Source organism: Pseudoduganella sp. GW821-FHT11H04, from assembly GCF_058807935.1.
Genome location: NZ_JBXARE010000003.1, coordinates 218727 through 242442, shown reverse-complemented (window position 1 = coordinate 242442; position 23716 = coordinate 218727). Strand labels below are relative to the sequence as shown.

Here is a 23716-nt window from a genome sequence, read left to right as displayed (position 1 = left end):
TCAAATCGTGCGCGAGAAGCGCAGCGGATGTACCTGCCCCGGCGCCGTACCCGCAGCGCGGTCGGCGGACAGGTGGCGGTCGAACACCATGCAGATATTGCGGATCAGCAGCCGGCCTTTCGGCGTGACGGAAATCCAGTCATCCTCAATCGCAAGCAAGCCGTCGCGTTCGAACTCGCGCAGCTTTTCCAGTTCTTTGGCGAAATACTGCTTGAAGCGAATCGGATAACCCAGTTCCAGCGCCGAAATCGACAGCTCGAAATTACACATCAACATCTGGATCACCATGCGGCGCAGCAGGTCGTCGTTATCCATCGCATAGCCGCGCGCGATCGGCAAGCGGCCTTCATCCAGGCGCGCATAGTATTCATCCAGGGTTTTCTCGTTCTGGCTGTAGGTGCCGTTCACCGAGCTGATGGCCGACACACCCAGCGCCACCAGGTCGGTTTCGGCGTGGGTCGAATAGCCCTGGAAGTTGCGGTGCAGACGGCCCTGGCGCTGCGCCACGGCCAGGTCGTCGTCTGGCTTGGCGAAATGGTCCATGCCGATGTAGACGTAACCGGCCTTGGTCAGGCGCTCGATGCACAGGGCCAGCATGTCCAGCTTCACGGCTGGCGTTGGCAGCTCGTCTTCGGCGATGCGGCGTTGCGGCTTGAACAGGTGCGGCATGTGCGCGTAGTTGTACAGGGCGATGCGGTCCGGATTGGCCTCGATCACCTTGTCCATCGTCGCCTGCATGGTGGTCATGCTTTGCTTCGGCAGGCCGTAGATCAAGTCCACGCTGATCGAGCGGAAGCCCGCATCGCGCGCTGCCTGTATCACGGCCAGGGTTTCTTCCGCCGGCTGGATGCGGTTGACCGCCTTCTGCACGTCAGGATCGAAATCCTGCACGCCCATGCTGACGCGGTTGAAGCCTTGCTTGCGCAGTGTATGGATGCGCTCCGGATCGACAGTGCGCGGGTCGATCTCGATCGAGTACTCGCCTTCTTCATCCGGCGCGAAGTCAAAGTGCTTGCGCATGTACGCCAGCAGCTCGCCCATCTGGTCGTCGTCCAGGTAGGTTGGCGTGCCGCCGCCAAAATGCAGCTGTTCCACGCGGTTCATGCCTGCGAACAGCTTGCCCTGCATATCGATTTCCTGTTTCAGGTAACCGAGGTAGGTCACGGCCTTGCTGCGGTCCTTGGTGACTACCTTGTTGCAGGCGCAGTAGTAGCAAACTACGTTGCAGAACGGGATATGCACATACAGCGACAGCGGCGCGCGCGAGCCGCGCATGCGCAGGTTGGCTTGCGCTTCCAGGAAGCTGGAGTAGCTGAAGTCCGGTTTGAAGCGGTCGGCCGTCGGATACGAGGTGTAGCGCGGGCCGGAGGTGCTCATGCGGCTGATCAGCTCTGCGTCAAACTGTACGGTTGGTTCTGCGATCGTGTTCATAATATTTCTCGTTTGGTATCAGGCTGCCAGGCGTTTTTGCGCTGGACGGCGGGTTGGTTGCGCGCTGCGTGCCGAGTTCACTGCCGTCAGGCGCGCATGACGGGTGCGTTCGAATTTGAACAAGCTGAAGGCGTCGCGCAGGTGGCCGGCTTCGTCGGCCAGGCTGACAGCTGCCGCTGCGGCTTCTTCCACCAGGCCGGCGTTCTGCTGCGTCACCTGGTCCATGTGGTTGACAGCCTGGTTGACCTGGTCGACGCCGATGCTCTGCTCGCGGGAAGCGGTGGAGATCTCGCGCATGATGGTGGTGACCTGTTTGACCGACGTCACCACCTGGTCCATGGTTGCGCCGGCTCGCTGGGCGCGCTCCATGCCGGTGCTGACCTTGTCCACCGAGATTTCGATCAGGTGCTTGATGTCCTTGGCGGCTGCGGATGAACGTTGCGCCAGGTTGCGCACCTCGCTGGCCACCACGGCGAATCCGCGACCCTGTTCACCGGCACGCGCTGCTTCCACAGCGGCGTTCAGCGCCAGGATGTTGGTCTGGAAGGCGATGCCTTCGATCAGGCCGATGATGTCCACCACGCGCTTGGAGGAGGTGTTAATCTCGTCCATCGTCGCGATTACTTCGGACACGATCTCGCCGCCCTGCACCGCCACGTCGGATGCATTGACCGCCAGCTCGTTGGCCTGCATCGAGTTGTCAGCATTGGCTTTAACGGTCGACGAGAACTCTTCGATGCTGGATGCGGTCTTTTCCAGGCTGGCTGCCTGCGACTCGGTACGGCCCGCCAGGTCGGCATTGCCGGCCGCGATCTGCGTCGTGGCCACCGCCATCGCGTCGATGTTGAAGCGCACATCGCGGATGGTGGCGATCAGGTTGTTATTCATCTGCTGTAAGGCGCGCAGCAGCTGGCCCACTTCGTCGGTGCTGTCGGTGTCGAAGGAGCCGGTCAGGTCGCCCGCCGCGATCAGGCGCGCGCCTTCGAGTGCACGGCCCAGCGGCTGCAGCATTCCGGTGCGCAGCGTGTACCAGAGGAAAACGTTGATCAGGAAACCTAAGGCGGTGGCGCCGAAGATACCCCAGCGTGTCAGCTCGCTCGTGCCGTCGGCGAACAGCGCGACCACGCAGACCGCGATTTGCAGCACATTGACCACGCTGGTAGCCAGCCAGATGCGCATCGCCAGCGAGGTATGGCTCAAACGCGCCACCACGTTCGACAGGCCAAGGTGCACGATCTGGCCGTTTTTGATGCGGATATCGCGGGCGCCGGAAATGATCTTGCGATAGGCCTCGGTCGCGGCCGCGATCTGGCTGCGCTCAGCGCGGGTGCGCACCGACATATAGCCAATGGTGCGGCCGTTTTCCTTGATCGGGGTGATATTGGCCTTGACCCAGTAGAAATCGCCGTTCTTACAGCGGTTCTTTACCAGGCCGGTCCAAGGGATGCCGGCGCGGATGGTTTGCCAAAGGTCGGCGAACGCTTCCGGCGGCATGTCAGGGTGGCGGATGATATTTTGCGGCTGTCCAATCAGCTCCGCAGCGGAGTAGCCGCTGATTTGCTCGAAGTAAGGATTGACGTAGACAATATTGCCTTCCAGGTCAGTCTTGGAGACGATGGCCTGGTCTTCGTCGAGCTCTACTTCTTGCTTGGTTACCGGTAAATTCTTACGCATCGCGCGCTCCCTGTTGACTTTCTTGCTATGACGCAAGATCACAGGGATAAGTCTAGGGACTTAGGCGCGCTTTTTTAATGATGTAGATCAAATCTGGCTGGGTTGGTGCTCCCAGCCTTTGGTGCTTAACGTTTGAGCAAACCCAACACCTTGCTGCCGATGGTGACGACGGCCAGAACGATGGCGCCGGCGATCACGCCGCCGACAGCATCCAGCGTGGTCGGGGTGACGGCAGCCAGCAGGGGGCCGACGCCGCCGACCGAGCCGGCAGCTTCGGTGGCGTGGTGGATCACGTCGTGCGCGCCGGGGATGCCGTGCAGCAGGATGGAGCCGCCGACCATGAACATGGCAACGGTACCGGCCACCGACAGGAATCGCATCAGCTTAGGCGCGGCATTCAGCAGCAATCGGCCGAAAGCCTGCACGCCGGCGCCGCCGCGTTTGCTCAGGTACAAGCCGGCATCGTCCATTTTCACGATCGCGCCCACCAGGCCATACACGCCCAGCGTCATCACGATGGCAATACCAACCAGCACGGTCACCTGCTGCATGAACGACGCAGCGGCCACGGTGCCCAGGGCGATCACGATAATCTCGGCGGACAGGATGAAGTCGGTACGCACAGCGCCCTTGATCTTTTCCTTTTCCATTGCAACGAGGTCAACATCCTGGTTGGCAGCCACCAGCTCCTTGTGATGCTGGTCGTCTTCGGCAGGGGAATGCAGCAGCTTATGCGCGATCTTCTCGAAGCCTTCGAAGCACAGGTAAGCGCCGCCGACCATCAGCAGGGGCGTAATAGCCCAAGGCGCCAGGGCGCTGATCGCCAAGGCGGCCGGCACCAGGATTGCCTTGTTGACCAGGGAACCACGCGCTACTGCCCAAACAACAGGCAGCTCGCGGTCAGCTTGCACCCCCGCCACCTGCTGCGCATTGAGCGCCAGGTCGTCGCCCAACACACCCGCTGTCTTCTTGGCCGCCACTTTGCTCATGGCAGCCACGTCGTCAAGGATGGTGGCAATATCGTCAATCAGGGCAAGCAGGCTCGAACCGGCCATTTGGTGTAACTCCGTAAGAAAAATTTCAGGAACGACAATCTATCATGCCGCCGCTGCCAGCGGAGGGCTTCAACGCTACAATGGACTCTTTATTCGTCGGTAATCGGTCATGGCTTTCACCACCTGGATCACTTTTGTCATCGCCGCCTGCATCATCGCCGTGTCGCCTGGTTCGGGCGCCGTGTTGTCGATGTCGCATGGCCTGTCCTACGGCGTGAAGCGCACTTCCGCCACCATCCTCGGCCTGCAACTGGGCTTGCTGCTGGTGCTGGCGATTGCCGGCGCGGGCGTCGGCTCGCTGCTGATCGCCTCCGAAGTCGCCTTCAGCGTGGTGAAGACCGTCGGCGCCCTATACCTGATCTGGCTCGGCATCAGCCAATGGCGCGCTAAAGTCACTGGCGGCGAAGGCGTGCACGCAACCCACCAGGCTTTGCCAACCTTCCGCAAGCGCGTGATGATCGGCTTCCTGACCAACTCCACCAACCCGAAAGGCATCATCTTCATGGTGGCGGTGCTGCCCCAGTTCATTAACCAGCATGCACCGCTGTTGCCGCAGTTGGCCATCCTGGCGGCGACCATGTGCGTGATCGACCTGGTGGTGATGCACAGCTATGCTTTCCTCGCTTCGTCAATGCAGCGCTTCTTCCGCCAAAAATCTGCGATCAAGGTGCAAAACCGCGTATTTGGTGGCCTCCTGATGTTTATCGGCGGCGCCCTGTTCTTTGTCAAACGTGGAGCGGCCCTGGCATGACTACCCAATTCCGGCATTACAAAGGCGGCATTTACGAACTGGTGTGCGAAGCGACACTGGAATCCGACCTGAGCACGATAATTGTGTACAAGGCAGCGAATGGCTCGATCTGGTGCCGTCCGCGCGAAATCTTCTTTGAAATCATCGAGGTAGATGGCAAAAAGGTGCAGCGCTTCACGCCTATTTGAAATTATTTGTAACTTGGGTCCTCATTTCTGCGGCTCAGGCGTTATATAAAAACAAAAACGCCTAAGAACGTTCCCCTTGGAGAGAGAAATGAGCCGCAAATTTGTGCACTTTATGGTGCTGGCAGCCCTGGTTGCTGTAACTTCAGTCGCGATGGCCGACCCGCCAGCCCGCGTGGGCCGGGTCACTGTGACCGAAGGCCGTGTGACCATGCTGGTCAACGGCGAGGAAGAAGCCGGCAACCTGATGAACTGGCCGGTCACCGCCGATAACCACCTGACTACCGCCCCCGGTGCCCGCGCTGAATTCCGCATCGGCTCCACTGCCGTCCGACTGGATGGCGATTCCGACATCGAAGTTGAGCAATTGGATGACGAACACCTGCGCCTGCGCCTGAATTACGGCACTGCCAGTGTGCGCGTGCGCGACCCTGCCATGCTCAATGATGTCGAACTTCTCACGCCGCAAGCCCGCGTGACCCTGGTCGAACCGGGCGCTTTCCGCGTCGATACCGAACGCGCGCCCGACACCACCGTGGTCAACGTCATTGGCGGCACCGCCCGTGTCGAAGGCGCCGGCAATATGCTGAACGTCCGTTCGGGCAAGCGTGCCGAGGTGCGCGGCGACGAAATCTTTACCGCCTTGGCCATGCGCGACGGCTTCGATGACTGGGTGAGCAACCGCGACCGCCGCGATGAGCGTCCGGTCGCCTCCCGCTATGTACCGCTCGACATGACCGGCTATGAAGACCTGGACCAGTACGGTAATTGGGTCGACGACCGCGAATACGGCAACGTCTGGTTCCCGCGCGCCGTGCCGGTTGGCTGGGCGCCTTACCGCGACGGCCGCTGGGTCTGGGTCTCGCCTTGGGGCTGGACCTGGGTCGATAACTCGCCTTGGGGCTACGCACCGTTCCACTATGGCCGCTGGGTCGTGGTGGGCGGTCGCTGGTGCTGGACGCCGGGCCGCGTCGTTGGCCGCTCTGTGTGGTCGCCGGCGCTGGTGGGCTGGGTTGGCGGCAACAACTGGAGCGTGAATTTCAGCTCGGGCAGCCCGGCGCCGGCAGTAGGCTGGTATCCGCTGACCCCGCGCGACCGCTATGTGCCGGCCTACCGCGTGTCGGCTGATTTCGAACGCCGCCTGGTATGGAATCACCGCACTAACGAGCACTGGCATGACCGCTACAAGGACCGCGACCATGATGGTCGCCGCGACGGCGTAACCGCCCTGCCGCGCATCCAGTTTGACCGTGCCCGCCAAGTCACCGTCAGCAATGTGGCTCGCGTTACCCCGCAGGAAGTGCGCAGCGTGCCGCAAATGGCGACCCCGCCGCAGCTGACCGCGACCCCTCCACGCCAGGACTGGCGCCAGAACCGCGACGGCCGTGACGATCGCGGCAACCGCGACAACCGCGACCGCTTTGACCGTAATGACCGCAACGACCGTGGCCAGGATCGCCGCGCCGAGCGTGGCCAGGACCAGCAACGCCAGCCGCTGCTGCAAACCCAGCCGCCAATGCAGCAGCCGCAGCCACAACAGTTCCAAGGTTCGCAACGCCAGAACCGCTTCGATAACGATGACCGTGACAATTGGCGTGGCCGCGGCAATCGCGATGACCGCCGTCAGATGCCCGGCGCGCAGCAACCGCAGACGCAAGGCGTTCCGCCGCAGGTGCAGCAGCAACAGCAGCAACAGCAACAGCAACAGCAACAGCAACAACAGCAACAACAGCAACAACAGCAGCAACGCATGGATCAGCAGCGTCGTGTCGAGCAGCAGCAGCGTGAGCAGCAACAGCGTATTGAGCAGCAACAGCGCATGGACCAGCAACGCGCCGAACAGCAGCAGCGTGACCAGCAGCAGCGAATGGAGCAGCAACAGCGCGCCGAGCAGCAGCAACGCATGGAGCAGCAGCGCCGCGTCGAGCAGCAACAGCGCATGGAACAGCAGCGTATGGAGCAACAGCAGCGCGCCGAACAGCGTACCGAAGTACGCGACCGAGGCGAGCGCATCGAAGCCCGCCGCGAAGCGCAGGCAGCCCAAGCCCGCCAGCAGCAAGCGGCGCCGCAACCGCAACAGCAAGCTGCCCAGCCTCAGCAATCAGCGCCGCAGCAACAGCAGCACCGTGAGCCGCAGGACAAGCGTGAGCGCCGTGAAAACCGCAAGGAAGAAAACAACCGCTAACTGCGCCCCAAGAACGTAGTCTTTAGCCAGCCCGTCTCCCGACGGCTGGCTTTTTTTATTTCCCGATCCGCGCGCGCTGGCGAATCCGCTCGCGCCATTCGCCCAGCGCCGACAGGGCGCCATGGAACTCGCGCTCGATCAGGTCGGCTTCCGCCTCGGTCACCTTACCGTCGAGCAGGGCCTCCGACACCGCCTCCGCCACCGCGCCCACCTGGGCCATCACCTTGCACACCGTCTGCGACAGGTCGTCGCTGCTTACCTCGTCCGGGATAGGAACGATGAAAGCCGCCATGCCATGTCGCGTCAGCAGCGCATGCAGGGGCAGCATGGCCTCAGATACGCCGGCCTTGTGGCACAGGTCGACGATGGTCGAGACCTCTTCGAACGATGGATAGTGCGAAGCGATGGTCGGCGCCAGCTTATTACGCAGCACATTGGCCGAAATGCCCATTTGTTGAGCAAGTGCCTCGATACCGCCGGGGAATGTGCGCGCCACCTTGTACAGCGCGTCGTGTTGGTTCATGTCCAGGTATTTCTTCGTCATGGTGAAGCTAGCCTTTTTTTACCGATGCATTCAGATTGTTAGAACGATATCCTGATTTTCATCAAAGTTTAACTACCTGACAACGGTGAATTTCATGTTCAAGCGCACTCGCTTCGCGGCCATCATGGCAATCGTGGTGGCAATTGTAGTCGCCAACACGGCCGATGCCCGTCCAAGCGGCTCTTTCCGCAGCGGTTTTTCGTCGAGCCGGCCTACGGCGACACGCAGCACCGCCGCCCCACGCCAGCCGTCATTCGGCAGCTTTGGCCAGCGCCAGTCGCAGCCTGCCGCTGCGGCGCGCGCCCCGCAGCGCGACTCGGCCATGTCACGCGACCTTGACCGCAAGGCCGCCCAGGACCAGGCAATGCGTACCTACGACGCCCGTACCGGCGCCAATACGACGGCAGCGGCTGGCGGCGGCCTGCCTCCACTTAAACCGGTACTGCCGGCCGGCGGCGGTAGCAACGGCGGCAGCGGCTACAGCGGCGGCGCTTACGCCCAGCACGGCGCTCCGGCGAGCGGTGCTACCAGCGCTCCGGCTCCGGTGATTGTCCGCGAAGGCAATAACAACTGGCTGTGGGGTATCGGTGGCTTCATTCTGGGCCGCGCTGCGAGCAGTCACGCTGCGCCGGCGCCGGTCATTGTCCAGAACACTCCGGCGCCAACCGTGCAGCAGGTGGACGTATCGGGTAACTCCGGCGCCATGGCCGATGCCGCAGGTGCAAACGATATCGCCACCGCCGGCAGCGCCAACGCAGTATCGGTGCAAGCGCAAGTCGCCAAGCCGGCGGCCCACCAGACCAGCACCCTGGCCAAGCTTGCAGTGGCTCTGCTGATTGGCGGCCTGGTCTGGCTGGCCTGGAAAGCCTTCCGCCTGATGGCGACGGCACAAGAAGTGAAAAAGAACGCTAACTATTCGTTTGAAAGGAACTAAGGAAATGGGCTGGAAAGACGCCATCGATTACCTGCGCAGCGGCGCCAGGAACCGCGGCATGGGCAGCGACGCGCCGCAGGCGGAAGATCGCAGCCTGCCGCTGGCAGCAAGGATCGGCAGCCTGGTGGAATTGCAAGCGTCGCCCCTGCTGCGCGCCAACGCCAACGGTTCCCTGGTGTCGCTGCCGCAAGCGGAAGACAGCCGCATCCTCGCCATCTCCCAGTTCAAGCTGTCGATGGCCGGCCGGATCTACCGCTACTACCTGGCGAAAGGCGACGAGGACGACCGTGAAAAGTTCCTCCAGCTGTACGTGGACGAGCACGGCGAGGTGAAGGAAATCCTGTACTGCACGCAGCTGGTGCGCTTCATCCCCACCACGGTGGAGGACCAGGATGCCTTCACCGGCGCCGACGGCTGCGGCCTGGGCGACCTGCAATTCAGCATGTGGCGCAGCCAGCTGGAAGTAAGCGGCGCCGACGGCGCAGTGCTGGCCACTGCTTTCGGCGACCAGGAGGCATTGGACTTCGAGCGCGATGTTGGCGACCCGAACGCCGGTTTCGTCCCGCCTTTCACGGGCACAGAAACCCGCATCGACGAGGCCAGCGGCGTGCAGGGCCTGAAGCAAGAGCTGTACTTCATGCCCTACGCCCGCCAACTGGGCGACGGCAGCAAGGAATATCTGCTGGTCACGACGGAGATTGTCCAGAGCGTGAACGGCGATGCAAGAAAACGCGGGATACACGTCGATTTCGTCGTGGGCATCCCGGTGGAGCAGGAACGGCTGGTCATCCAATAACGACCGCCGCATTGGTGAACTGAACTTAACCCGAAAGGAAGCAACATGAGCAACTCGAACGGCTGGTCCCTGACTGCACGACTGATTTCCAAGCACTTTGGCGCCCTGGGCGACCGCGTGTCGGAAGCCATCGCCAGTTTTGACCCGGAAACGGCGACCGAGGCCGACCGCGACCGCCTGGCCGACACTCTGCGCAGCGCTGCCCAAAAGCTGGCCCAGGCCCGCGCCTCCTTCAACAAGGAACGCGAAGATGTGGTCCGCCTGCGCAAGCTGATCGAAACCGACGAAAAAGCCACCGGCACCTTGGCCGAACGCCTGGCCGCCGGCCAAATTTCGGAAGCGACGATCAACCTGTTCTGCGACGAGCTGGAAGCCAACAAAGGCCGCCTGCCGCAGGAAATCCAGGAAGAAGCCGATGCCCAGGCTTACATGGAAGAACTGCAGAAGATCGTGGACGCCCTGTCGCAGCAACTGGCCGACTTCGACGCCGCCGCGAAAAAAGCGATGCAAGCCCTGGCCCAGGCCAAGGCCCAGCGCGACCTGCAGGAAGTGCGCGCCGACCGTCAAAGCCAGCTGGCCAACCTGTCCGGCATGCGCGGCAACACCAGCGCCCTGAACGCGCTGACCAAGCGTGCCCAGCAGATTAGCAACGAAGCCGAAGGCATGAAGATCGTCTCCGACATCGGGCAGCGCCCTTACGACCAGGCCGCCGAAATCGACGCGATCCGCAAATCCGTCACCAACCCGGCCAACGGCAACGAGTCCGCCCTGGAACGCCTGCAGCGTTTGTCCAACAAGGCAGCTGCTACGGCCTGATCTTGAAATATGGCCCCGCGGGGCCATATAGGTATCGATGTAAAATGGAACCCGGCGCGTCTCGCACCGCGCCGGTTTTTTTTTTACCCGATTGGAACAGCCATGATGAACACCATCCCCCCTGAAGAGTCCCTCATTGAGTACCCGAGCGACTTCCCGATCAAGGTGATGGGCGCTACCCACGACGCGTTCGCGCCCACCATCCTTGAATTGGTGTGCAAGCACGATCCATCCTTCCACCAAGGGAAAATGGAAACGCGTCCGTCTGGCAAAGGCAACTTCACCGGCCTGACTTGCACCGTTCGCGCGACCAGCCGTGAACAGCTTGATGCGCTGTACAGCGAACTGTCCGGCCACCCAATGGTCAAGATGGTGTTGTAAGGAGCTGGCTGTGGGCGATTTCCGCCTTCAGCCACTCACGGAATGCCCGCACCTGCGGTTTCTGCAGGGCGCCGGGCGGACTCACCAGGTAGTAATCATCCGGGCAAGGCGCAGCGATATCGAATAAGCGCACCAACTGGCCCGACGCAATTTCCTGCGTTGCCACTACATGGCGCACCAACGCCACCCCGTCGCCATCGACAGCGGAGCGGATCAGCATCGATAAATCCTCGAACATCACGCCGCCGGAGGGCTCCGGCAGCTTGAGTCCGGCCGCCCGGAACCATGGCTGCCAGGGTTCGTTCGAACGTAGCAAAGTCGCCTTCTCCAAGTCCTGTGGATAGGTGGGCAGTTGTCCACCGCGATAGCGAGGACTTACTACTGGGTAGTAAATTTCGCCGAGCAGGCGCTCCACTTCGAGCCCCGGGTACTTGCCGCGCCCAAAGCGGATACCGACGTCGATCCCCTCGCGCACCAGGTCTTGCAGCTGGCCGCTGGCCTGCAGGATCACCTCGATGGTCGGATGTCGTTCAATGAATTGGCCAAGACGTGGCGCCAGCCAGCGCGCCGCAAACGAGGGAATGGCCGTCACGCTCAGGCGCTGCACACCCTCCGGCGGCCGCAGCCTGGCCGCGCCATCTGCCAGCTCCGCCAGGCAGCGCGCCACCGTGGTCGCGTATTGCCGCGCCTCCGGCGTCGCCGTCACCTGCCGCCCATTGCGGATGAACAGCTGCACGCCCAGTTCCTCTTCCAGCCCGCGCACCTGGTGACTGATCGCGCCGTGCGTCAGGCAAAGCTCCGCCGCCGCCCGCGAGAAGTTCTCGTGGCGCACCGCCGCCTCAAAGGCGCGCAGGGCGGATAAATTCGGCAAACGCATATCGTTGTGAGAAAAACTAACCAGGCAATAGAAAATATATCGTTTTGGCAAGCAGGAAGCAAGGCATACCATGTGAACAAACCTAACCAAAGCCGGAGCCCGCGCCATGAGCCTCAAACTGTATGTGGACAGCCAGTTCACCAGCCCTTACGCCATTTCCGCCTTCGTCGCCCTGCGCGAAAAAGGCCTCGATTTCGAACTCGAGACCGTGGACTTGGAAGCCGGCAAGAACAAGGAACTGTCCTATACCGGCAAGGCGCTGACGGGCCGCGTGCCCTGCCTGGTGCATAACGACTTCATGCTGACCGAGTCGAGCGCCATCACCGAATACCTGGAAGAGATGTTTCCGGCCCCCGAACACCGCGCCCTCTACCCGGTGCTGCCCCAGAAACGCGCCGTCGCCCGCCAGATCCAGGCATGGGTGCGCAGCGACATGGGCGCCTTGAGGGAAGAACGCAGCACCTACACGGTGTTCTACCGCCGCGCCGAACAGCCGCTGTCCCCCGCCGCCCAGGCGGCGGCGGATAAGCTGGTCCACCTGGCCGAGCGCGTGATCGAAGGCCAGAACCTGTTTGGCCGCTGGTGCATCGCCGACACTGACCTCGCGATCATGCTGAGCCGCCTGGTGATGAACGGCGACCCGGTGCCGCAAAAACTCAAGGATTACGTGGCGCACCAGTGGCAGCGGGAGTCTTTGCAAGATTGGCTAAAGAACATTAACCTGATGCCAGCATAAGGAAATCGGCATAAAACTGCTCAGTCATTAAGCAGCGCCATGGCTGGAAAGGTATAATGGCGGGGCTTTTCCCGACCTGTAGCCTTATGCCTATCCAGCCGGCGGTGATCCGCCATCTCGGCCAAGCCGAATACGAGCCAACTTTCGCAGCGATGCGCGCCTTCACCGACGCGCGCCAGGAAGATACGCCCGACGAACTGTGGATCGTCGAGCACCCGCCCGTCTATACGCTGGGCTTGGGCGCGGACCGCGGCCACCTGCTGGCCGGCGCAACGTCGATTCCCACGGTGCAGACCGATCGCGGCGGCGAAGTGACCTTCCACGGTCCCGGCCAGGTCGTGATCTACCTGATGATGGACCTGCGCCGCAACAAGAAAGGCGGCAAGCTGTATGCCCGCCAGTTCGTCAACAAGATCGAAGAAGCGATCATCAATGTGCTGGCCGCGTATAATCTCGCCGGCGAGCGCATCGAAGGTGCGCCCGGCATCTATATCGCCCACGGCCCGAAAAAAGGCGCCAAGATCGCCGCCCTCGGCTTGAAGGTGCGCGGCAATGGCTGCACCTACCATGGCGTATCGCTGAACGTGGGCATGGACCTGGCCCCCTTCACCTGGATCAATCCCTGCGGTTATGCAGGCCTGGAAACCATCGACATGCGTTCGATGGGCGTGGATGTCCCGCTGGCCGATGTCCAGCAGGCCCTGGCCAATGAGCTGGTCAACCAGCTCCACGTGGCCGAACCTGAATTAACTTGAAAGCAAGCAGCTATGACTTACAACCCAAGCGACAAGCAAAAAGGCGCCGACAAGACCTCCCGCATTCCGATCAAGATCATCCCGATCGAACAGGCCGAACGCCTGAAGAAGCCGGAGTGGATCCGTGTTAAGGCGGCATCGCATTCGTCCCGCTTCTACGAGATCAAGGACATCCTGCGCGAGAACAAGCTGGTGACCGTTTGCGAAGAAGCGAGCTGCCCGAACATCGGCGAATGCTTCGGCAAGGGGACTGCTACCTTCATGATCATGGGTGACAAGTGCACCCGCCGCTGCCCGTTCTGCGACGTGGGCCACGGCCGTCCGGATCCGCTGGACACCCAGGAGCCGATCAACCTGGCCAATACCATCGCCAAGCTGCGCCTGTCTTACGTGGTGATTACCTCCGTGGACCGCGACGACCTGCGTGACGGCGGCGCCGGCCACTTCGTCGAGTGCATCACCAAAACCAAGGAGCTGTCGCCTAAGACCCAGGTTGAAGTACTGGTGCCCGACTTCCGCGGCCGCCTGGAAAAGGCGCTGGACATCTTCGCCGACGGCCTGCCGGACGTGATGAACCACAATATGGAAACCGTGCCGCGCCTGTACAAGGAAGCCCGCCCAGGCGCCGACTACCAGCACTCCCTGACCCTGCTGAAAGAGTTCAAGGAACGCTACCCGCACGTCAAGACCAAGTCCGGCCTGATGGTTGGCCTGGGCGAGACCGACGAAGAGATCCTGGAAGTGATGCGCGACATGCGTGCGCATAACATCGACATGCTGACCATCGGCCAGTACCTGGCGCCGTCCAACAGCCACCTGCCGGTGCGTCGTTACGTGCACCCGGACGTGTTCAAGATGTTCGAAGAAAAAGCCTACGAAATGGGCTTCGCCCACGCCGCAGTTGGCGCCATGGTGCGTTCCTCGTACCACGCTGACGAGCAGGCCCACAACGTCCTCGAGCAGGCGTAACTTCCCTCTGCAAACGTGTTCAGCGACATTCGACGCTGAACACGTTCTGTTCCGCCTTATCGCCCTTCGTTCCCTTGATCGTGCAAGACGTAATGCCGTCATCAAGACGCGTCGCAAGCACAATCTCATTCAGCATTCCGTAACTGCATTGCAGCCATTTCCCGTCTGGGAAGGGACCATGCAGGTCGTATATGTCGATCCAGGCGTTGCGCCCCGTTTTGACCTGCCTTCCCATAAGTTGCCCAAGCCGTTCCGGCGGTCCGTCCGTCGGCGCAACCGAATGCAAATAGAGCGGCGAGGCGACAAAAGTTCGCCAGCCTCCGGCGACGTTCGTGAGCGAAATAGAAGGTTCTGAAATCTGCTCGGGACAAGTTGGAGTTGCGTTGCATGGTGCAGCAAACAAAACAAGCGCTGCAGCTGCCAGAAGATTGACGATGGAGGGATTCTTCATATTTAACCTATTCGATCACAGAGAAGGCATCTGCGTTATCGCTGGGCTCAATGTATTTGCCAGACTTGTTCTTTCCTTTAGCCCGGACGAATCGCTTTGAAATTCGGGGTTTCCTGACCGAATCGTTCCATTGATCCATGATATAGATGCCATTCGGCGCTTGGCCAAGATAGAACGCGGCGTGATTGCCATGAGCCCGGTTGGGATACCGACCATTCTCAAAGGTCGCGATTGCGGTGCCGGGTTTTAAATCACTATTGCCCATGACGGCCTCACCCTCGCGCCAGGCAGACGTAATTGGCGCATTTGTATAGTGCTGGACCAATGCCACACACTGAAAAGTTCCTACCTTCTCCTTCTTCTCCAAGTCCTTAACATCGGAATAAACGTAAGCCATAAAGCCTCCACTTGTCGGTTTAGGGATGACGCAATTTGATTTTCCAGCGGGAGCTCTTGGCAGGTGTTGAGCTTCGTCACAAAGAGCGAACGCATTCGGGGTGACGTAGTAGTATTATTGCCAACAAAAAACCGGAGGCGCAGATGGCTGAGCACAAGTGGCATGAAGAGTTTGAGACACTGAAGAAGATCGTTCTCTCCACGCATTTGAACGAGGAGACGAAGTGGGGTTGTGCGTGCTTCACCTACAACGACCAGAACGTCGTCCTGATCCACGGCTTCAAGGAATACTGCGCGCTGCTGTTTTTCAAGGGTTCGCTGATGCAGGATCCTGAGGGTATCCTGGTGCAGCAGACCGCAAACGTACAAGCTGGACGCCAGCTGCGCTTCTCCGGCCTCGCGGAGATCAAGAAGCAGGCGAAGACTATCAAGGCCTACATTGAAGAAGCCATCGCGGTGGAAAAGTCCGGCGCCAAGGTTGAATTCAAGGACACCAGCGATTTCCCGATGGCCGACGAATTCCTGCAAAAGCTCGACGAACATCCAGCATTGGCGGAAGCCTTCTACGCCCTCACGCCAGGCCGCCAGCGCGGCTACCTGCTGCACTTCTCCTCGGCCAAACAAGCCAAGACCCGCGAATCGCGCGTCGAGAAATGCATGCCGCAGATTTTGGCCGGCAAAGGCCTTGACGACTAAAGCTTGCGGCGGGCGAAGCGGATAGCCGTCGGCAGGCTATCTTCCTGCTGCCCTGCCAGCACGCCTTCCAGGAAAGACAGCTCGGCCGCATGCAAGGGAAGATGGTCTTCCAGCGTGCGCAGCAAGTCGCGCGCGACGCTGTGGTCGTTCATACGGCCCAGCATTTCCTGCGCATCGGCCAGCACTTGCGAGCGAGTGCCGGACCCAAAGAACTCCCGCAAATAGCGCTCCTTCTTCACGGCGATACGCAGACGGTGCAAGCTGTCCACGCGCGCCGCATCCAGCTGGCGGGCACGCTTGCCGACCCGCTCGCGCGCTCGACGCAGCAAAACCTTCGACACTTTGCGCGCATCACGATCCCAGGGTTGGATGTGCGCAGGATCGCGCCACAGGCGCTCGCCGCTCCAGAGCGCAAGTTCGTCCAACAACGCCTTGCAGCGCGGGCCCTCCAGCAAATGCTGTATGTGGACATGCTGCTTGCGCGTCAGTTCGCGCGCCATGGCCTCTACCGGCTGCGACGAGCCGCCAAGGCCGGGCAAGGTCGATTCAAGGAATACATCCCAGTTGCGCGCCCGGCCCAGTTCCACGCCGAACCAGCGCAGCTTGCCCGCCGTCCCTTCCGGCATGGGTTCCCAGGACTGCGTCGCGGACAGCAGCGCACGCAGGCGGCGCACGCCAATGCGCATCTGATGCAGGCATTCGACGTCGCCCGCCAGCACACCGGGGGTATTGGCGCGTACCTGCGCCAGGCAGTTCAGGAGAATTGCTTCGAAAGCCTCGCCAAATCGTGCCGCGCGCCGGATATTGACCGGCGCCGCAGTCACGGCGTGGCGAAACAGGGGAGGCACATTAGTGCGTAGTGCGCTTGCCGTAGCAGAGGGTGTAGAGCTGGGTGCGCAGGTCGCTGAATTCTTCATCGAGCTTCAGATCGCTGATCGAGCCGGCGCCGCCGAAGTAGTGCAGGATTTCGCCCTTGGCGGCCGAGCAATCGAAGGCGCTCAGCGTGCGCGCGCGGTGCAGAAGGCGGGCCCAATCATCCTGATGGCCTTGCGCCAGCTTGACTTCCATGCGCTGCACGATGGCAGACAGTTGCTCTCTTTCGTTCATAGGTCATTCTCCGTAAGTTAATCGGTTGAATCCACCTTTTGAGCTTCTGGTCTTGCCTGCAGACCGGACCCTTGTGAGGCCAGCCGCGCAGCCATAAGCATACCCTGTTTCTGCCTGCTATGATTCCCGTTCTGTAACGGAGACACCGCCCCATGAAGTTCGACCTCGAAAAACTCAACAACCTCACCCCTAATAACCTGACCGGCCTGCTCGGCATCCGCGTCACCGGCGCCGCTGAAGGCGAATTGCAAGCGGAAATCGATATCGGCCAGCACCACCTGGCCCCGAATGGTTACTTGCACGCAGGCACCGTTGTTACCCTGGCGGATACAGCCTGCGGCTTCGGCTGTATCGCCAACCTGCCGGAAGGCGCCCAGAATTTCACCACCATTGAGTTGAAGTCGAACCACCTCGGCACCGCGCGCGAAGGCACGATTGCCGTCACCGCCCGCATGGTGCACGGCGGCCGCACGACGCAAGTGTGGGATGCTACGGTGACCAACAAGGCGACCGGCAAAGCCATCGCCCTGTTCCGCTGTACGCAGATGATCCTCTACCCCAAAGGCTGAAATGCGAAAACTCCTTGGTGCTGGCTTGCTGATGGCTGCTTCGGCGGCACATGCTCAAGACGATGGCCTTTATCGCGGACTTGGCGGCGAAGCGGGCATCAAGCGCATCGTCAACACGATGTTCGACATCGTGCTGGCCGACGAGCGCATCAAGGAGACCTTCGATGGGTTTGACATTGCTCAGACCAAGGCGCGGCTGGCGCTGCAGTTCTGCGAGCTGTCAGGGGGACCCTGTAAATTCAAGGGCGTCGGTAAGAACCGCGACATGAAGTCAGCGCATGAAGACCTGAAGCTGAACGACAAGCACTTCAATGCACTGACGGAAGACCTGCAGATTGCAATGGAGCGCAATGACGTGCCGACCAGCGTGTCGAACCAACTGGTGGCAAAGCTCGCGCCCATGCATCGCGATATCGTGACCATTGGCGGCGGCGTCCCCTCCGCCCTGCCGGATCACGGAAAATTCATCGGCACAGGTGGCGTCAGCATGGTGGAGGGCAGCGGCGGCGGCGGCATCGTGCCATGGGCACTGATCACAGGCTATGGCACGCGCGATAGCTGGGGCGCCAGCGCATTCGCCACGCACGTCTCTACACAGGACTACCGTCTCGTGAGCTACGGCGTGGCCGCCGGCATAGGCGATCGCGTCGAACTATCGCTGGCGCGGCAGGACTTCGAAGGCAGCCTAGCCCCGCTCGATCAGCTGCGCATCAAACAGGACATTGTCGGCGCCAAGGTGCGCGTGATGGGTGATGCGGTCTATGAGCAAGACAGCTGGCTGCCGCAAATCTCTATCGGCCTGCAGTACAAGAGGAACAAAGGCGTCGACGGACTGGGCGCGCTCGGCGTCACCAACGTGAAGCAGCTTGGCGCGAAATCCGAGCACGGCACGGACTTCTACATCGCTGCCACCAAGATCCTCTTCGATCAAAGCCTGCTGTTGAACGCCACCCTGCGCAGCACGCGTGCGAACCAGATGGGCCTCATGGGATTTGGCGGCGACAAGGAAAGCAGCCGCAAACTGATGCCCGAGCTGTCGGTTGGCTACCTGCTCACGCGTAAGTTGGTGCTTGGCGCCGAATATCGCCGCAAGCCGCATAACCTGGGAGTGGACAACGAGAAGGCCTACAAGGACGTGTTCCTCGCATGGCTGCCGAACCGCCACTTCTCAATGACAGCGGCGTATGCGGACCTGGGAACGATTACCGTCTTTAACCGGAAGACCCAGCGCGGCGCATACCTGTCCGCGCAGGTTTCCTTCTAGCCCTTCAGGGCTTTTTCGAGCAGTGCGTGCAGTGCCGGGAATTCCGGCTTGCCTACGTAGCGCTTGATGATGTTGCCATCCTTGTCGATGACGAAGGTGGTCGGCGTCATGGAGACGTCGCCATAAGCCTTGGCTGCATCGCCCGTTACGTCCAGCGCCACCTTGAACGGCAGCTGGCGGGTTTCGGTGAAGTTGACCACGTAATTTGGCGCGTCGTACTTCATCGCCACGGCGACGAATTCGAGACCCTGGCCTTTATACTTATTGTACGTTTCGACCATTTCCGGCATTTCGGCAACGCAGGTGGTGCACGAAGTGGCCCAGAAATTGACCATCACGACCTTGCCTTTCAGGCTGTCAGGCGTGATCTTTTCCCCTTTGATACCGAGGAAAGTGACCGCAGGGGCGGACTGGTGCTTGTTCAGCGATTGGTAGGCCGTCAAGCCGATGCCGGCGATGACGGCAAGCGCAATCGCCGGTTTAATCCACGCCCTGGAGCCGGTACTCATGATTAGCCCTGCGAACCCTGGGACGATTGGTACTGCTTTACTTCGTCGTCGGTGATGTACTCAAATACTTTGACGACCTTGGTCACGCCGCGCACGCCGCGTGCGATATCGCCTGCCTTGGTGCCTTCACGCTGGGTCACGCGGCCCATCAGGAAGACAGCACCCTTCTCGGTGATCACTTTGAAGGAGTTGGCCGAAATATCCTGGGCGTCGGCCAGGCTCAGTTTAACCTTGGAGGTAATCAGCGCGTCGTTGGAGCGCGAGGTGTAGCTGGAGGAGAAGCCAACTTCCAGTTCATTGGTCACGTTCATCACGCCTTCGATAGCGCGCACTTCACGTTCCACCTTGGCCTTGGTTTCGTCATCCGGTACTTCGCCGGTGATCAGCACGCGGCGGTTAAAGCTGTTCACATTGACGTGGGAGCTCTTGTCGACGATGTTGGACATCTTCACTTCGGCCTTTACCACGATCGACTTGTCCTCCGTCTGCGCACCGAAAGTGCGGCGGTCGGATGCCGCGACGGTGCCGGCGATAGCGCCGCCAACCAGGATCGGGGCGCAAGCGGACAGCGTGCTGCTCGCCAGGACAGCGGCCACCACGGCCAGCGTCAATGGACGCGCTTTACTCATTTACATCTCCTCCGAACAGCGCGACGTCGATGCCGTCGCAAATGCAATGGATGGTCACAAGGTGGACTTCCTGGATACGGGCGGTACGGTCAGCCGGTACGCAGATATGAACGTCAGCGTCGGTCAGCATCTTGCCGATCGCGCCGCCACCTTTGCCGGTCAGTGCCACTACGCGCATCTCACGTTCCAGCGCCGCTTCGATTGCCGCCATCACGTTGGCGGAATTACCCGAAGTGGAAATCGCCAGCAGGATGTCGCCAGCCTGGCCGAACGCCTGCACCTGCTTGGAGAATATCTCGCGGTAGCTGTAGTCGTTGGCCACAGCGGTCAGGATGGAGGTATCGGTTGCCAGCGAAATCGCCGGCAGCGGGAAGCGTTCACGCTCAAAACGGCCGACCAGTTCCGCAGCGAAGTGCTGGGCGTCAGCCGCCGAGCCGCCATTGCCGCAGGCCAGGATCTTGTTGCCGTTCGAGAGAGCGGAGAACATCAGTTCAACCGCTTGCGCGATAGGCTGCGCCAGGACGGTTGCGGACTGGATCTTGATTTCGGCACTTTCGTGGAAGTGCGAGAGGATGCGTTGATTAGTCATAGTGTGCGTAATTATAGTGCAGCGGCTCGGCGAGCCTAACAAGCGCTGTTAAAAATGCTTACATTTGATCAATGATAGCGTTGCGCAGCCAGTTTATGCGTTCTCCATCGATTGCCACTACGTCAATGCGGCATGGTGGCATTTTGACAAAACGCAGCAGGTAAAACCGGGCCGCGCGCAGGATCCGGCGCTGCTTGGCCGGGGAAATACTGGCCGCGGCGCCGCCATAGCGGGGATTACTGCGCTCGCGGACTTCGACAAAGACCAGGCGATCTCCCTCGCGCATGATCAGGTCCAGCTCCCCCACCTTGCACAGGAAATTGCGCTCAACCAGCCGCAGGCCCTGCTGCTGCAGGTAGGCCAGGGCGCGGTCTTCGCCGGCCTGGCCGATCTCCTGCAGCTCGGTGCGGGGCATGGGACACCTTAGCGCGGCGCCGGTGCCGGGATGCCGTTGCGGTATTCGACCGGCACTTCCACGCGCTCGAACCAGGAAGGGCCAGTGCCGAAATCGATCGTCAGCTGGCCGGTCACGCCATCCAGCTGGAAGCGGCGCTGCGGCTGGCGCGCGATTTCGCGGGCGATGCGGAAGGCGTCGATGCCCAATGCGTAGAGCCTTTCCTGGTCGGTGCTGATGCGCGCCTCGTCACGCGACACTGGCTGCGGATACACCATTACTGCCGGGTGGTCGCGCTGTACCAGCCATGGCAAATCGATCAGGCGCACGCCGTCGAGTTCTGCGCCGGCCCGGTACATGCTGCGGCCAGGGTTCAGGGACGAAGTGCCATAGACCGGAATATCGCCAAGCGGAGGCGCCGACAGGGCGACCTTCAGCTGGCGCAACTGGTCCGGGTCCAGCGCGGCAAACAGCACGCCGGCTGGTTCGCTTTGCAGGCGGGTGCGCAGGGTCACCAGCTCGGCGTCCGGCAGGTAGCCATTTTGCGGCGTGAAGTCAAAATTGCGTGATTTCAGGCCCAGGCGCTGCAGCTGGCCATAAATGGCGCTGGAAATGCGCTTTTGCCAGGACGTGTTGCCGGAAATGATCAGGGCGCGCGCCGAAGGATTCTCGCGTGCCGCCCATTCGGCCACCTGGCGCGCCTCGTCTTCGATCGACAGGCCGATCACCAGCATCTGCGGCGGCAACTGCGGATCGCCGCGCGAATCCGGATGGTTCAGGGCGATGGTCGGCTTATCTACCAGCGGGCTGGCAGCGATGGCCGTCACCGCGGAACGGGCCAGCGGGCCAACCACCATATCGTTGGATTCCTGGGCTGTAACGTAGGCCGACATGACGTCCTGCGTGGCGTCGCCGGTTTCCACTACATTGACCTGGAAGCCGTGGCCGTCGCGCTCCGCAGCCGCCATGAAACCAGCACGCAGCGCATCGGCGGCGCGGCCAAGGGCTTCGGAACGCAGCGGCAGCAGCAGCGCAATGCGGTAAGGCGGCTTGCCGCTGGCGTCTTCCATCGGCTGCGGGACTACTTGCGTCATGCTGGGCGGAGGCGGCGCATCTTCTGGCGCAGGCACGGCAAAGGTCTCCACCACAACCTCCGGTTCAGGAGGCGGCGCAGGAGGTTTTGGCCGCGGCGCCTTCACGGCGGCAGGCGGCGCACTTGTCACCGACGTAATTGGCGCGCACAATCGCCCCGGCGTGCCGCAAGGCGCGCTGCAAGCGCTGGTCAGCACAGCCGCCGCGACGCCGAGTATCAGCTTATTGATATTTTTAGACAGCATCCTACCCCCAATGACAGCACAAGATTCCAGCCCGCTCGCCGGATTGCCCATCCTCGGCGAGACCGTCCACCAGAACTATCCTACGGCATCTTTGTATGTGGTGGCTACGCCTATTGGCAATGTTACCGACATTACACTACGCGCCTTGCATGTGCTGGCGCTGGTTGACGCCGTGGCTTGCGAAGACACCCGCAACACGGCTCAGCTGATGAACCGCTTCGGGCTGCACAAGCCGCTGATCGCGGCGCATATGCATAACGAACGCGAAGCGGCCAAAGGGCTGGTCGCACGGTTGCAGGCGGGCGAACGGATTGCATTGGTGTCCGATGCCGGCACCCCGGCCGTTTCCGACCCAGGTGCGCGCATTGTGGACGCGGTGCGCGCCGCTGGCCTGCGCGTGATTCCGCTGCCAGGCGCCTCAGCAGCCGTAGCCGCACTGTCAGCCAGCGGCCTGGTCAACGATCAATTCCATTTTGTTGGCTTTTTGCCATCCAAGTCCAAGCAACGCGAAGCCGTGCTGCAAGGGCTGGTAGCCGCCCCGTCTACCCTGGTGTTCTACGAAGCCCCGCACCGTATTGTCGAGTGCGCCCAGGCGCTGGCCGACGTCTTTGGCGCCGACCGCCAGGTGGTCTTTGCCCGCGAAGTCACCAAGTTGTTCGAACAAATCCACCGCTGCCCGCTGGGCGAAGCAGTCTCCTGGCTGAAATCCGACGCCAACCACGAAAAAGGCGAATTTGTCGTGCTGATCGAAGGCGCCCCGCCCGCCACCGAAGGCCAGGACGCCGAAACCGACCGCATCCTGCAAATCCTGCTCGCCGAATTGCCAGTAAAACAAGCCGCTGGAATTGCCGCCCAAATCACCGGCAAGAAAAAGAACGCCCTCTACGACCGCGCCCTCGAGCTCAAGCAGTAAATGTCCACATTCGTTCCTGACCCCAAGGTGGACATTTACCATTTGCAGCCGCTGTCTTTCTTGTCCATCATGAGGTAGAGGGGGGCTAGCAGGCCGCCGGGGATGCCGTCTTTGCAGTTGGGGCGGGCGGCGTTTTGGATCTTGCGTCCTAACTTTTCTTCGCGGGTTTCGCTCAGGGCCGCTTGGGGGGCTCCTAAGTCGCCTGCGATGCCGCGGGCGGCTGCTTTGGCGGCTTCGCGGTCGAAACGCTTTGCTGGACCATTTTCTGCCGGCGCCAGAATCAGGGTGGACTCGCGGACCGGTTGCGCTGCCATTTCCGGTTTGTCTTCGTCGCGTAGCTTTTTGCGCGGTTCGGCACGGCGTAGCTGCCGCCGGGGCTCGGTGGCCGCGACAGGCTGCGGAGTGGGTTCCACGGCAGGCGGCGTTATTTTCGGCGGCGGCACTATCCTTACTTCCACTTGCGTCAGCCAACTGCGCGAATCGGGAACCGGGCGCATGACCGGCAGCTTCAGAAAAATGATCGCCGCCACATGCAGTAGCAAAGAAATAAAGATACCGACTGTGATGCGTGAGAAAGGCTGTCGATAAGCTATTTCACCCACGGCAAATTCCTTCCGATTTGAAATTGGGGGTTGACGGGTCCTGGCTCAGCTTGTATTATCTTGCTTCTTACGGAGTGTAGCGCAGCCCGGTAGCGCATCTGCTTTGGGAGCAGAGGGTCCAAGGTTCGAATCCTTGTACTCCGACCAAGTTTCAAGAAAAAGACCTGCATT

General features: G+C 61.2%; 29 protein-coding genes, 1 tRNA gene and 1 pseudogene. 16 read left to right on the top strand and 15 right to left on the bottom strand.

Annotated features, from left to right (window positions below):
* The 3 genes from hemN to AC1RTP_RS08130 all read right to left on the bottom strand — a co-directional run bounded on the left by hemN (position 1) and on the right by AC1RTP_RS08130 (position 4160).
* Positions 1-1431, bottom strand: a complete 1431-nt coding sequence (gene hemN, locus AC1RTP_RS08140) for an oxygen-independent coproporphyrinogen III oxidase (RefSeq protein ID WP_498606241.1) — start codon at positions 1429-1431, stop codon at positions 1-3.
* 18 nt (positions 1432-1449) lie between these two features.
* Positions 1450-3105 carry a methyl-accepting chemotaxis protein gene (locus AC1RTP_RS08135; RefSeq protein WP_498606239.1) on the bottom strand — a complete coding sequence of 552 codons (1656 nt, stop codon included), beginning with the start codon at positions 3103-3105 and terminating at the stop codon, positions 1450-1452.
* Between the two features lie 125 nt (positions 3106-3230).
* Complete coding sequence (locus AC1RTP_RS08130) at positions 3231-4160, bottom strand: DUF808 domain-containing protein (RefSeq protein ID WP_498606237.1); 930 nt, start codon at positions 4158-4160, stop codon at positions 3231-3233.
* A 109-nt stretch (positions 4161-4269) separates the two neighbouring features.
* Here AC1RTP_RS08130 and AC1RTP_RS08125 point away from each other — a divergent pair, with 109 nt between their 5' ends.
* From AC1RTP_RS08125 to AC1RTP_RS08115, 3 genes are all read left to right on the top strand, one after another.
* Positions 4270-4911 (top strand): LysE family transporter, encoded by a 642-nt coding sequence (locus tag AC1RTP_RS08125; RefSeq protein ID WP_498606235.1) that lies wholly within the window; start codon positions 4270-4272, stop codon positions 4909-4911.
* Positions 4908-5099 (top strand): DUF1653 domain-containing protein, encoded by a 192-nt coding sequence (locus AC1RTP_RS08120; protein WP_498606234.1) that lies wholly within the window; start codon positions 4908-4910, stop codon positions 5097-5099. The genes AC1RTP_RS08125 and AC1RTP_RS08120 overlap by 4 nt, the downstream gene beginning before the upstream one ends.
* 88 nt (positions 5100-5187) lie before the next feature.
* Complete coding sequence (locus tag AC1RTP_RS08115; RefSeq protein WP_498606232.1) at positions 5188-7281, top strand: DUF6600 domain-containing protein; 2094 nt, start codon at positions 5188-5190, stop codon at positions 7279-7281.
* 55 nt (positions 7282-7336) lie between these two features.
* Here AC1RTP_RS08115 and AC1RTP_RS08110 read toward each other — a convergent pair whose 3' ends face one another.
* Entirely contained in the window at positions 7337-7825 is a 489-nt protein-coding gene (locus AC1RTP_RS08110; protein WP_498606230.1) for a phage regulatory CII family protein, read from the bottom strand.
* Between the two features lie 94 nt (positions 7826-7919).
* Between AC1RTP_RS08110 and AC1RTP_RS08105 the strand changes: the two genes are divergently transcribed.
* The 4 genes from AC1RTP_RS08105 to AC1RTP_RS08090 all read left to right on the top strand — a co-directional run bounded on the left by AC1RTP_RS08105 (position 7920) and on the right by AC1RTP_RS08090 (position 10752).
* Positions 7920-8759: a hypothetical protein gene (locus AC1RTP_RS08105; RefSeq protein ID WP_498606227.1), complete on the top strand. Its 840-nt coding sequence runs from the start codon at positions 7920-7922 to the stop codon at positions 8757-8759.
* 4 nt (positions 8760-8763) lie between these two features.
* Positions 8764-9555: a DUF2491 family protein gene (locus AC1RTP_RS08100; protein ID WP_498606225.1), complete on the top strand. Its 792-nt coding sequence runs from the start codon at positions 8764-8766 to the stop codon at positions 9553-9555.
* 45 nt (positions 9556-9600) lie between these two features.
* Entirely contained in the window at positions 9601-10371 is a 771-nt protein-coding gene (locus tag AC1RTP_RS08095) for a hypothetical protein (RefSeq protein ID WP_498606224.1), read from the top strand.
* 105 nt (positions 10372-10476) lie between these two features.
* A complete protein-coding gene (locus tag AC1RTP_RS08090; protein ID WP_498607138.1) occupies positions 10477-10752 on the top strand; it encodes a DUF493 family protein in 276 nt (91 codons plus the stop codon).
* Here the strand turns inward: AC1RTP_RS08090 and gcvA are convergent.
* On the bottom strand, positions 10736-11629 hold the full coding sequence (gcvA, locus tag AC1RTP_RS08085; RefSeq protein ID WP_498606222.1) for a transcriptional regulator GcvA: 894 nt from the start codon (positions 11627-11629) through the stop codon (positions 10736-10738). The two genes, AC1RTP_RS08090 and gcvA, sit on opposite strands and share 17 nt — an antisense overlap.
* 106 nt (positions 11630-11735) lie before the next feature.
* Between gcvA and yfcF the strand changes: the two genes are divergently transcribed.
* The 3 genes from yfcF to lipA are packed head-to-tail and all read left to right on the top strand — an operon-like array spanning position 11736 to position 14089.
* Complete coding sequence (yfcF, locus tag AC1RTP_RS08080) at positions 11736-12365, top strand: glutathione transferase (RefSeq protein WP_498606220.1); 630 nt, start codon at positions 11736-11738, stop codon at positions 12363-12365.
* Positions 12366-12421: 56 nt separating this feature from the next.
* Positions 12422-13120, top strand: coding sequence for a lipoyl(octanoyl) transferase LipB (gene lipB / locus AC1RTP_RS08075; protein WP_498606219.1), 699 nt, complete (start codon positions 12422-12424; stop codon positions 13118-13120).
* A 12-nt stretch (positions 13121-13132) separates the two neighbouring features.
* Positions 13133-14089: a lipoyl synthase gene (lipA, locus tag AC1RTP_RS08070; RefSeq protein WP_498606217.1), complete on the top strand. Its 957-nt coding sequence runs from the start codon at positions 13133-13135 to the stop codon at positions 14087-14089.
* Positions 14090-14108: 19 nt separating this feature from the next.
* Here the strand turns inward: lipA and AC1RTP_RS08065 are convergent, their stop codons facing one another.
* Complete coding sequence (locus AC1RTP_RS08065; protein WP_498606215.1) at positions 14109-14540, bottom strand: STY0301 family protein; 432 nt, start codon at positions 14538-14540, stop codon at positions 14109-14111.
* A gap of 7 nt (positions 14541-14547) precedes the next feature.
* Entirely contained in the window at positions 14548-14937 is a 390-nt protein-coding gene (locus tag AC1RTP_RS08060) for a BPSL0067 family protein (RefSeq protein WP_498606213.1), read from the bottom strand.
* A 143-nt stretch (positions 14938-15080) separates the two neighbouring features.
* On the opposite strand from AC1RTP_RS08060, the gene AC1RTP_RS08055 reads away from it, so the two are divergent.
* A complete protein-coding gene (locus AC1RTP_RS08055) occupies positions 15081-15632 on the top strand; it encodes a YdeI/OmpD-associated family protein (protein WP_498606211.1) in 552 nt (183 codons plus the stop codon).
* On the opposite strand, the gene AC1RTP_RS08050 is transcribed toward AC1RTP_RS08055, so the two are convergent.
* Together AC1RTP_RS08050 and AC1RTP_RS08045 are read right to left on the bottom strand one after the other, a co-directional pair.
* Positions 15629-16480, bottom strand: a complete 852-nt coding sequence (locus tag AC1RTP_RS08050) for a CHAD domain-containing protein (RefSeq protein ID WP_498606209.1) — start codon at positions 16478-16480, stop codon at positions 15629-15631. The two genes, AC1RTP_RS08055 and AC1RTP_RS08050, sit on opposite strands and share 4 nt — an antisense overlap.
* Position 16481: 1 nt before the next feature.
* Positions 16482-16739 carry a DUF6966 domain-containing protein gene (locus tag AC1RTP_RS08045; RefSeq protein WP_498606207.1) on the bottom strand — a complete coding sequence of 86 codons (258 nt, stop codon included), beginning with the start codon at positions 16737-16739 and terminating at the stop codon, positions 16482-16484.
* A gap of 152 nt (positions 16740-16891) precedes the next feature.
* Here AC1RTP_RS08045 and AC1RTP_RS08040 point away from each other — a divergent pair, with 152 nt between their 5' ends.
* The 3 genes and pseudogenes from AC1RTP_RS08040 (at position 16892) to AC1RTP_RS08030 (ending at position 18572) form a co-directional block, all read left to right on the top strand.
* Positions 16892-17308 (top strand): PaaI family thioesterase, encoded by a 417-nt coding sequence (locus AC1RTP_RS08040; RefSeq protein WP_498606205.1) that lies wholly within the window; start codon positions 16892-16894, stop codon positions 17306-17308.
* Position 17309: 1 nt separating this feature from the next.
* Positions 17310-17711: pseudogene (locus AC1RTP_RS08035) on the top strand (group I truncated hemoglobin); the annotation flags it as partial.
* Entirely contained in the window at positions 17709-18572 is an 864-nt protein-coding gene (locus tag AC1RTP_RS08030; protein WP_498607136.1) for a DUF3034 family protein, read from the top strand. The pseudogene AC1RTP_RS08035 and the gene AC1RTP_RS08030, both read left to right, overlap by 3 nt.
* Here the strand turns inward: AC1RTP_RS08030 and AC1RTP_RS08025 are convergent.
* Genes AC1RTP_RS08025 through AC1RTP_RS08005 form a run of 5 tightly spaced genes read right to left on the bottom strand, consistent with a single transcriptional unit; the run spans position 18569 to position 22030 of the window.
* A complete protein-coding gene (locus tag AC1RTP_RS08025; RefSeq protein WP_498606203.1) occupies positions 18569-19081 on the bottom strand; it encodes a TlpA disulfide reductase family protein in 513 nt (170 codons plus the stop codon). The genes AC1RTP_RS08030 and AC1RTP_RS08025 overlap by 4 nt on opposite strands.
* A gap of 2 nt (positions 19082-19083) precedes the next feature.
* Positions 19084-19710, bottom strand: a complete 627-nt coding sequence (locus AC1RTP_RS08020) for a BON domain-containing protein (RefSeq protein WP_498606200.1) — start codon at positions 19708-19710, stop codon at positions 19084-19086.
* On the bottom strand, positions 19703-20299 hold the full coding sequence (locus AC1RTP_RS08015) for a phosphoheptose isomerase (protein ID WP_155455888.1): 597 nt from the start codon (positions 20297-20299) through the stop codon (positions 19703-19705). The genes AC1RTP_RS08020 and AC1RTP_RS08015 overlap by 8 nt, the downstream gene beginning before the upstream one ends.
* Before the next feature lie 58 nt (positions 20300-20357).
* Entirely contained in the window at positions 20358-20714 is a 357-nt protein-coding gene (locus tag AC1RTP_RS08010) for a YraN family protein (protein WP_498606197.1), read from the bottom strand.
* 8 nt (positions 20715-20722) lie between these two features.
* On the bottom strand, positions 20723-22030 hold the full coding sequence (locus AC1RTP_RS08005) for a penicillin-binding protein activator (RefSeq protein WP_498606196.1): 1308 nt from the start codon (positions 22028-22030) through the stop codon (positions 20723-20725).
* A 10-nt stretch (positions 22031-22040) separates the two neighbouring features.
* Between AC1RTP_RS08005 and rsmI the strand changes: the two genes are divergently transcribed.
* Complete coding sequence (gene rsmI / locus AC1RTP_RS08000) at positions 22041-22943, top strand: 16S rRNA (cytidine(1402)-2'-O)-methyltransferase (protein ID WP_498606195.1); 903 nt, start codon at positions 22041-22043, stop codon at positions 22941-22943.
* Positions 22944-22978: 35 nt separating this feature from the next.
* Here the strand turns inward: rsmI and AC1RTP_RS07995 are convergent, their stop codons facing one another.
* Positions 22979-23545 (bottom strand): hypothetical protein, encoded by a 567-nt coding sequence (locus AC1RTP_RS07995; RefSeq protein WP_498606191.1) that lies wholly within the window; start codon positions 23543-23545, stop codon positions 22979-22981.
* A gap of 70 nt (positions 23546-23615) precedes the next feature.
* On the opposite strand from AC1RTP_RS07995, the gene AC1RTP_RS07990 reads away from it, so the two are divergent.
* Positions 23616-23692 (top strand) — tRNA-Pro (locus AC1RTP_RS07990).
* Positions 23693-23716 lie beyond the last annotated feature (24 nt).

What these genes read in the sequence shown, in the direction of transcription:
- AC1RTP_RS08020 (WP_498606200.1), bottom strand. Translation starts at nt 19,710, where the DNA reads ATGAGTAAAGCGCGTCCATTGACGCTGGCCGTGGTGGCCGCTGTCCTG.
- AC1RTP_RS08025 (WP_498606203.1), bottom strand. Translation starts at nt 19,081, where the DNA reads ATGAGTACCGGCTCCAGGGCGTGGATTAAACCGGCGATTGCGCTTGCC.
- AC1RTP_RS08040 (WP_498606205.1), top strand. Translation starts at nt 16,892, where the DNA reads ATGAAGTTCGACCTCGAAAAACTCAACAACCTCACCCCTAATAACCTG.
- AC1RTP_RS08060 (WP_498606213.1), bottom strand. Translation starts at nt 14,937, where the DNA reads ATGGCTTACGTTTATTCCGATGTTAAGGACTTGGAGAAGAAGGAGAAG.
- AC1RTP_RS08115 (WP_498606232.1), top strand. Translation starts at nt 5,188, where the DNA reads ATGAGCCGCAAATTTGTGCACTTTATGGTGCTGGCAGCCCTGGTTGCT.
- AC1RTP_RS08005 (WP_498606196.1), bottom strand. Translation starts at nt 22,030, where the DNA reads ATGCTGTCTAAAAATATCAATAAGCTGATACTCGGCGTCGCGGCGGCT.
- AC1RTP_RS08055 (WP_498606211.1), top strand. Translation starts at nt 15,081, where the DNA reads ATGGCTGAGCACAAGTGGCATGAAGAGTTTGAGACACTGAAGAAGATC.
- lipA (WP_498606217.1), top strand. Translation starts at nt 13,133, where the DNA reads ATGACTTACAACCCAAGCGACAAGCAAAAAGGCGCCGACAAGACCTCC.
- hemN (WP_498606241.1), bottom strand. Translation starts at nt 1,431, where the DNA reads ATGAACACGATCGCAGAACCAACCGTACAGTTTGACGCAGAGCTGATC.
- lipB (WP_498606219.1), top strand. Translation starts at nt 12,422, where the DNA reads ATGGCGGGGCTTTTCCCGACCTGTAGCCTTATGCCTATCCAGCCGGCG.
- AC1RTP_RS08090 (WP_498607138.1), top strand. Translation starts at nt 10,477, where the DNA reads ATGAACACCATCCCCCCTGAAGAGTCCCTCATTGAGTACCCGAGCGAC.
- rsmI (WP_498606195.1), top strand. Translation starts at nt 22,041, where the DNA reads ATGACAGCACAAGATTCCAGCCCGCTCGCCGGATTGCCCATCCTCGGC.
- AC1RTP_RS08125 (WP_498606235.1), top strand. Translation starts at nt 4,270, where the DNA reads ATGGCTTTCACCACCTGGATCACTTTTGTCATCGCCGCCTGCATCATC.
- AC1RTP_RS08065 (WP_498606215.1), bottom strand. Translation starts at nt 14,540, where the DNA reads ATGAAGAATCCCTCCATCGTCAATCTTCTGGCAGCTGCAGCGCTTGTT.
- AC1RTP_RS08015 (WP_155455888.1), bottom strand. Translation starts at nt 20,299, where the DNA reads ATGACTAATCAACGCATCCTCTCGCACTTCCACGAAAGTGCCGAAATC.
- AC1RTP_RS08130 (WP_498606237.1), bottom strand. Translation starts at nt 4,160, where the DNA reads ATGGCCGGTTCGAGCCTGCTTGCCCTGATTGACGATATTGCCACCATC.
- AC1RTP_RS08135 (WP_498606239.1), bottom strand. Translation starts at nt 3,105, where the DNA reads ATGCGTAAGAATTTACCGGTAACCAAGCAAGAAGTAGAGCTCGACGAA.
- AC1RTP_RS08105 (WP_498606227.1), top strand. Translation starts at nt 7,920, where the DNA reads ATGTTCAAGCGCACTCGCTTCGCGGCCATCATGGCAATCGTGGTGGCA.
- AC1RTP_RS08010 (WP_498606197.1), bottom strand. Translation starts at nt 20,714, where the DNA reads ATGCCCCGCACCGAGCTGCAGGAGATCGGCCAGGCCGGCGAAGACCGC.
- AC1RTP_RS08030 (WP_498607136.1), top strand. Translation starts at nt 17,709, where the DNA reads ATGCATCGCGATATCGTGACCATTGGCGGCGGCGTCCCCTCCGCCCTG.
- AC1RTP_RS08110 (WP_498606230.1), bottom strand. Translation starts at nt 7,825, where the DNA reads ATGACGAAGAAATACCTGGACATGAACCAACACGACGCGCTGTACAAG.
- gcvA (WP_498606222.1), bottom strand. Translation starts at nt 11,629, where the DNA reads ATGCGTTTGCCGAATTTATCCGCCCTGCGCGCCTTTGAGGCGGCGGTG.
- AC1RTP_RS08095 (WP_498606224.1), top strand. Translation starts at nt 9,601, where the DNA reads ATGAGCAACTCGAACGGCTGGTCCCTGACTGCACGACTGATTTCCAAG.
- AC1RTP_RS08045 (WP_498606207.1), bottom strand. Translation starts at nt 16,739, where the DNA reads ATGAACGAAAGAGAGCAACTGTCTGCCATCGTGCAGCGCATGGAAGTC.
- yfcF (WP_498606220.1), top strand. Translation starts at nt 11,736, where the DNA reads ATGAGCCTCAAACTGTATGTGGACAGCCAGTTCACCAGCCCTTACGCC.
- AC1RTP_RS08120 (WP_498606234.1), top strand. Translation starts at nt 4,908, where the DNA reads ATGACTACCCAATTCCGGCATTACAAAGGCGGCATTTACGAACTGGTG.
- AC1RTP_RS08100 (WP_498606225.1), top strand. Translation starts at nt 8,764, where the DNA reads ATGGGCTGGAAAGACGCCATCGATTACCTGCGCAGCGGCGCCAGGAAC.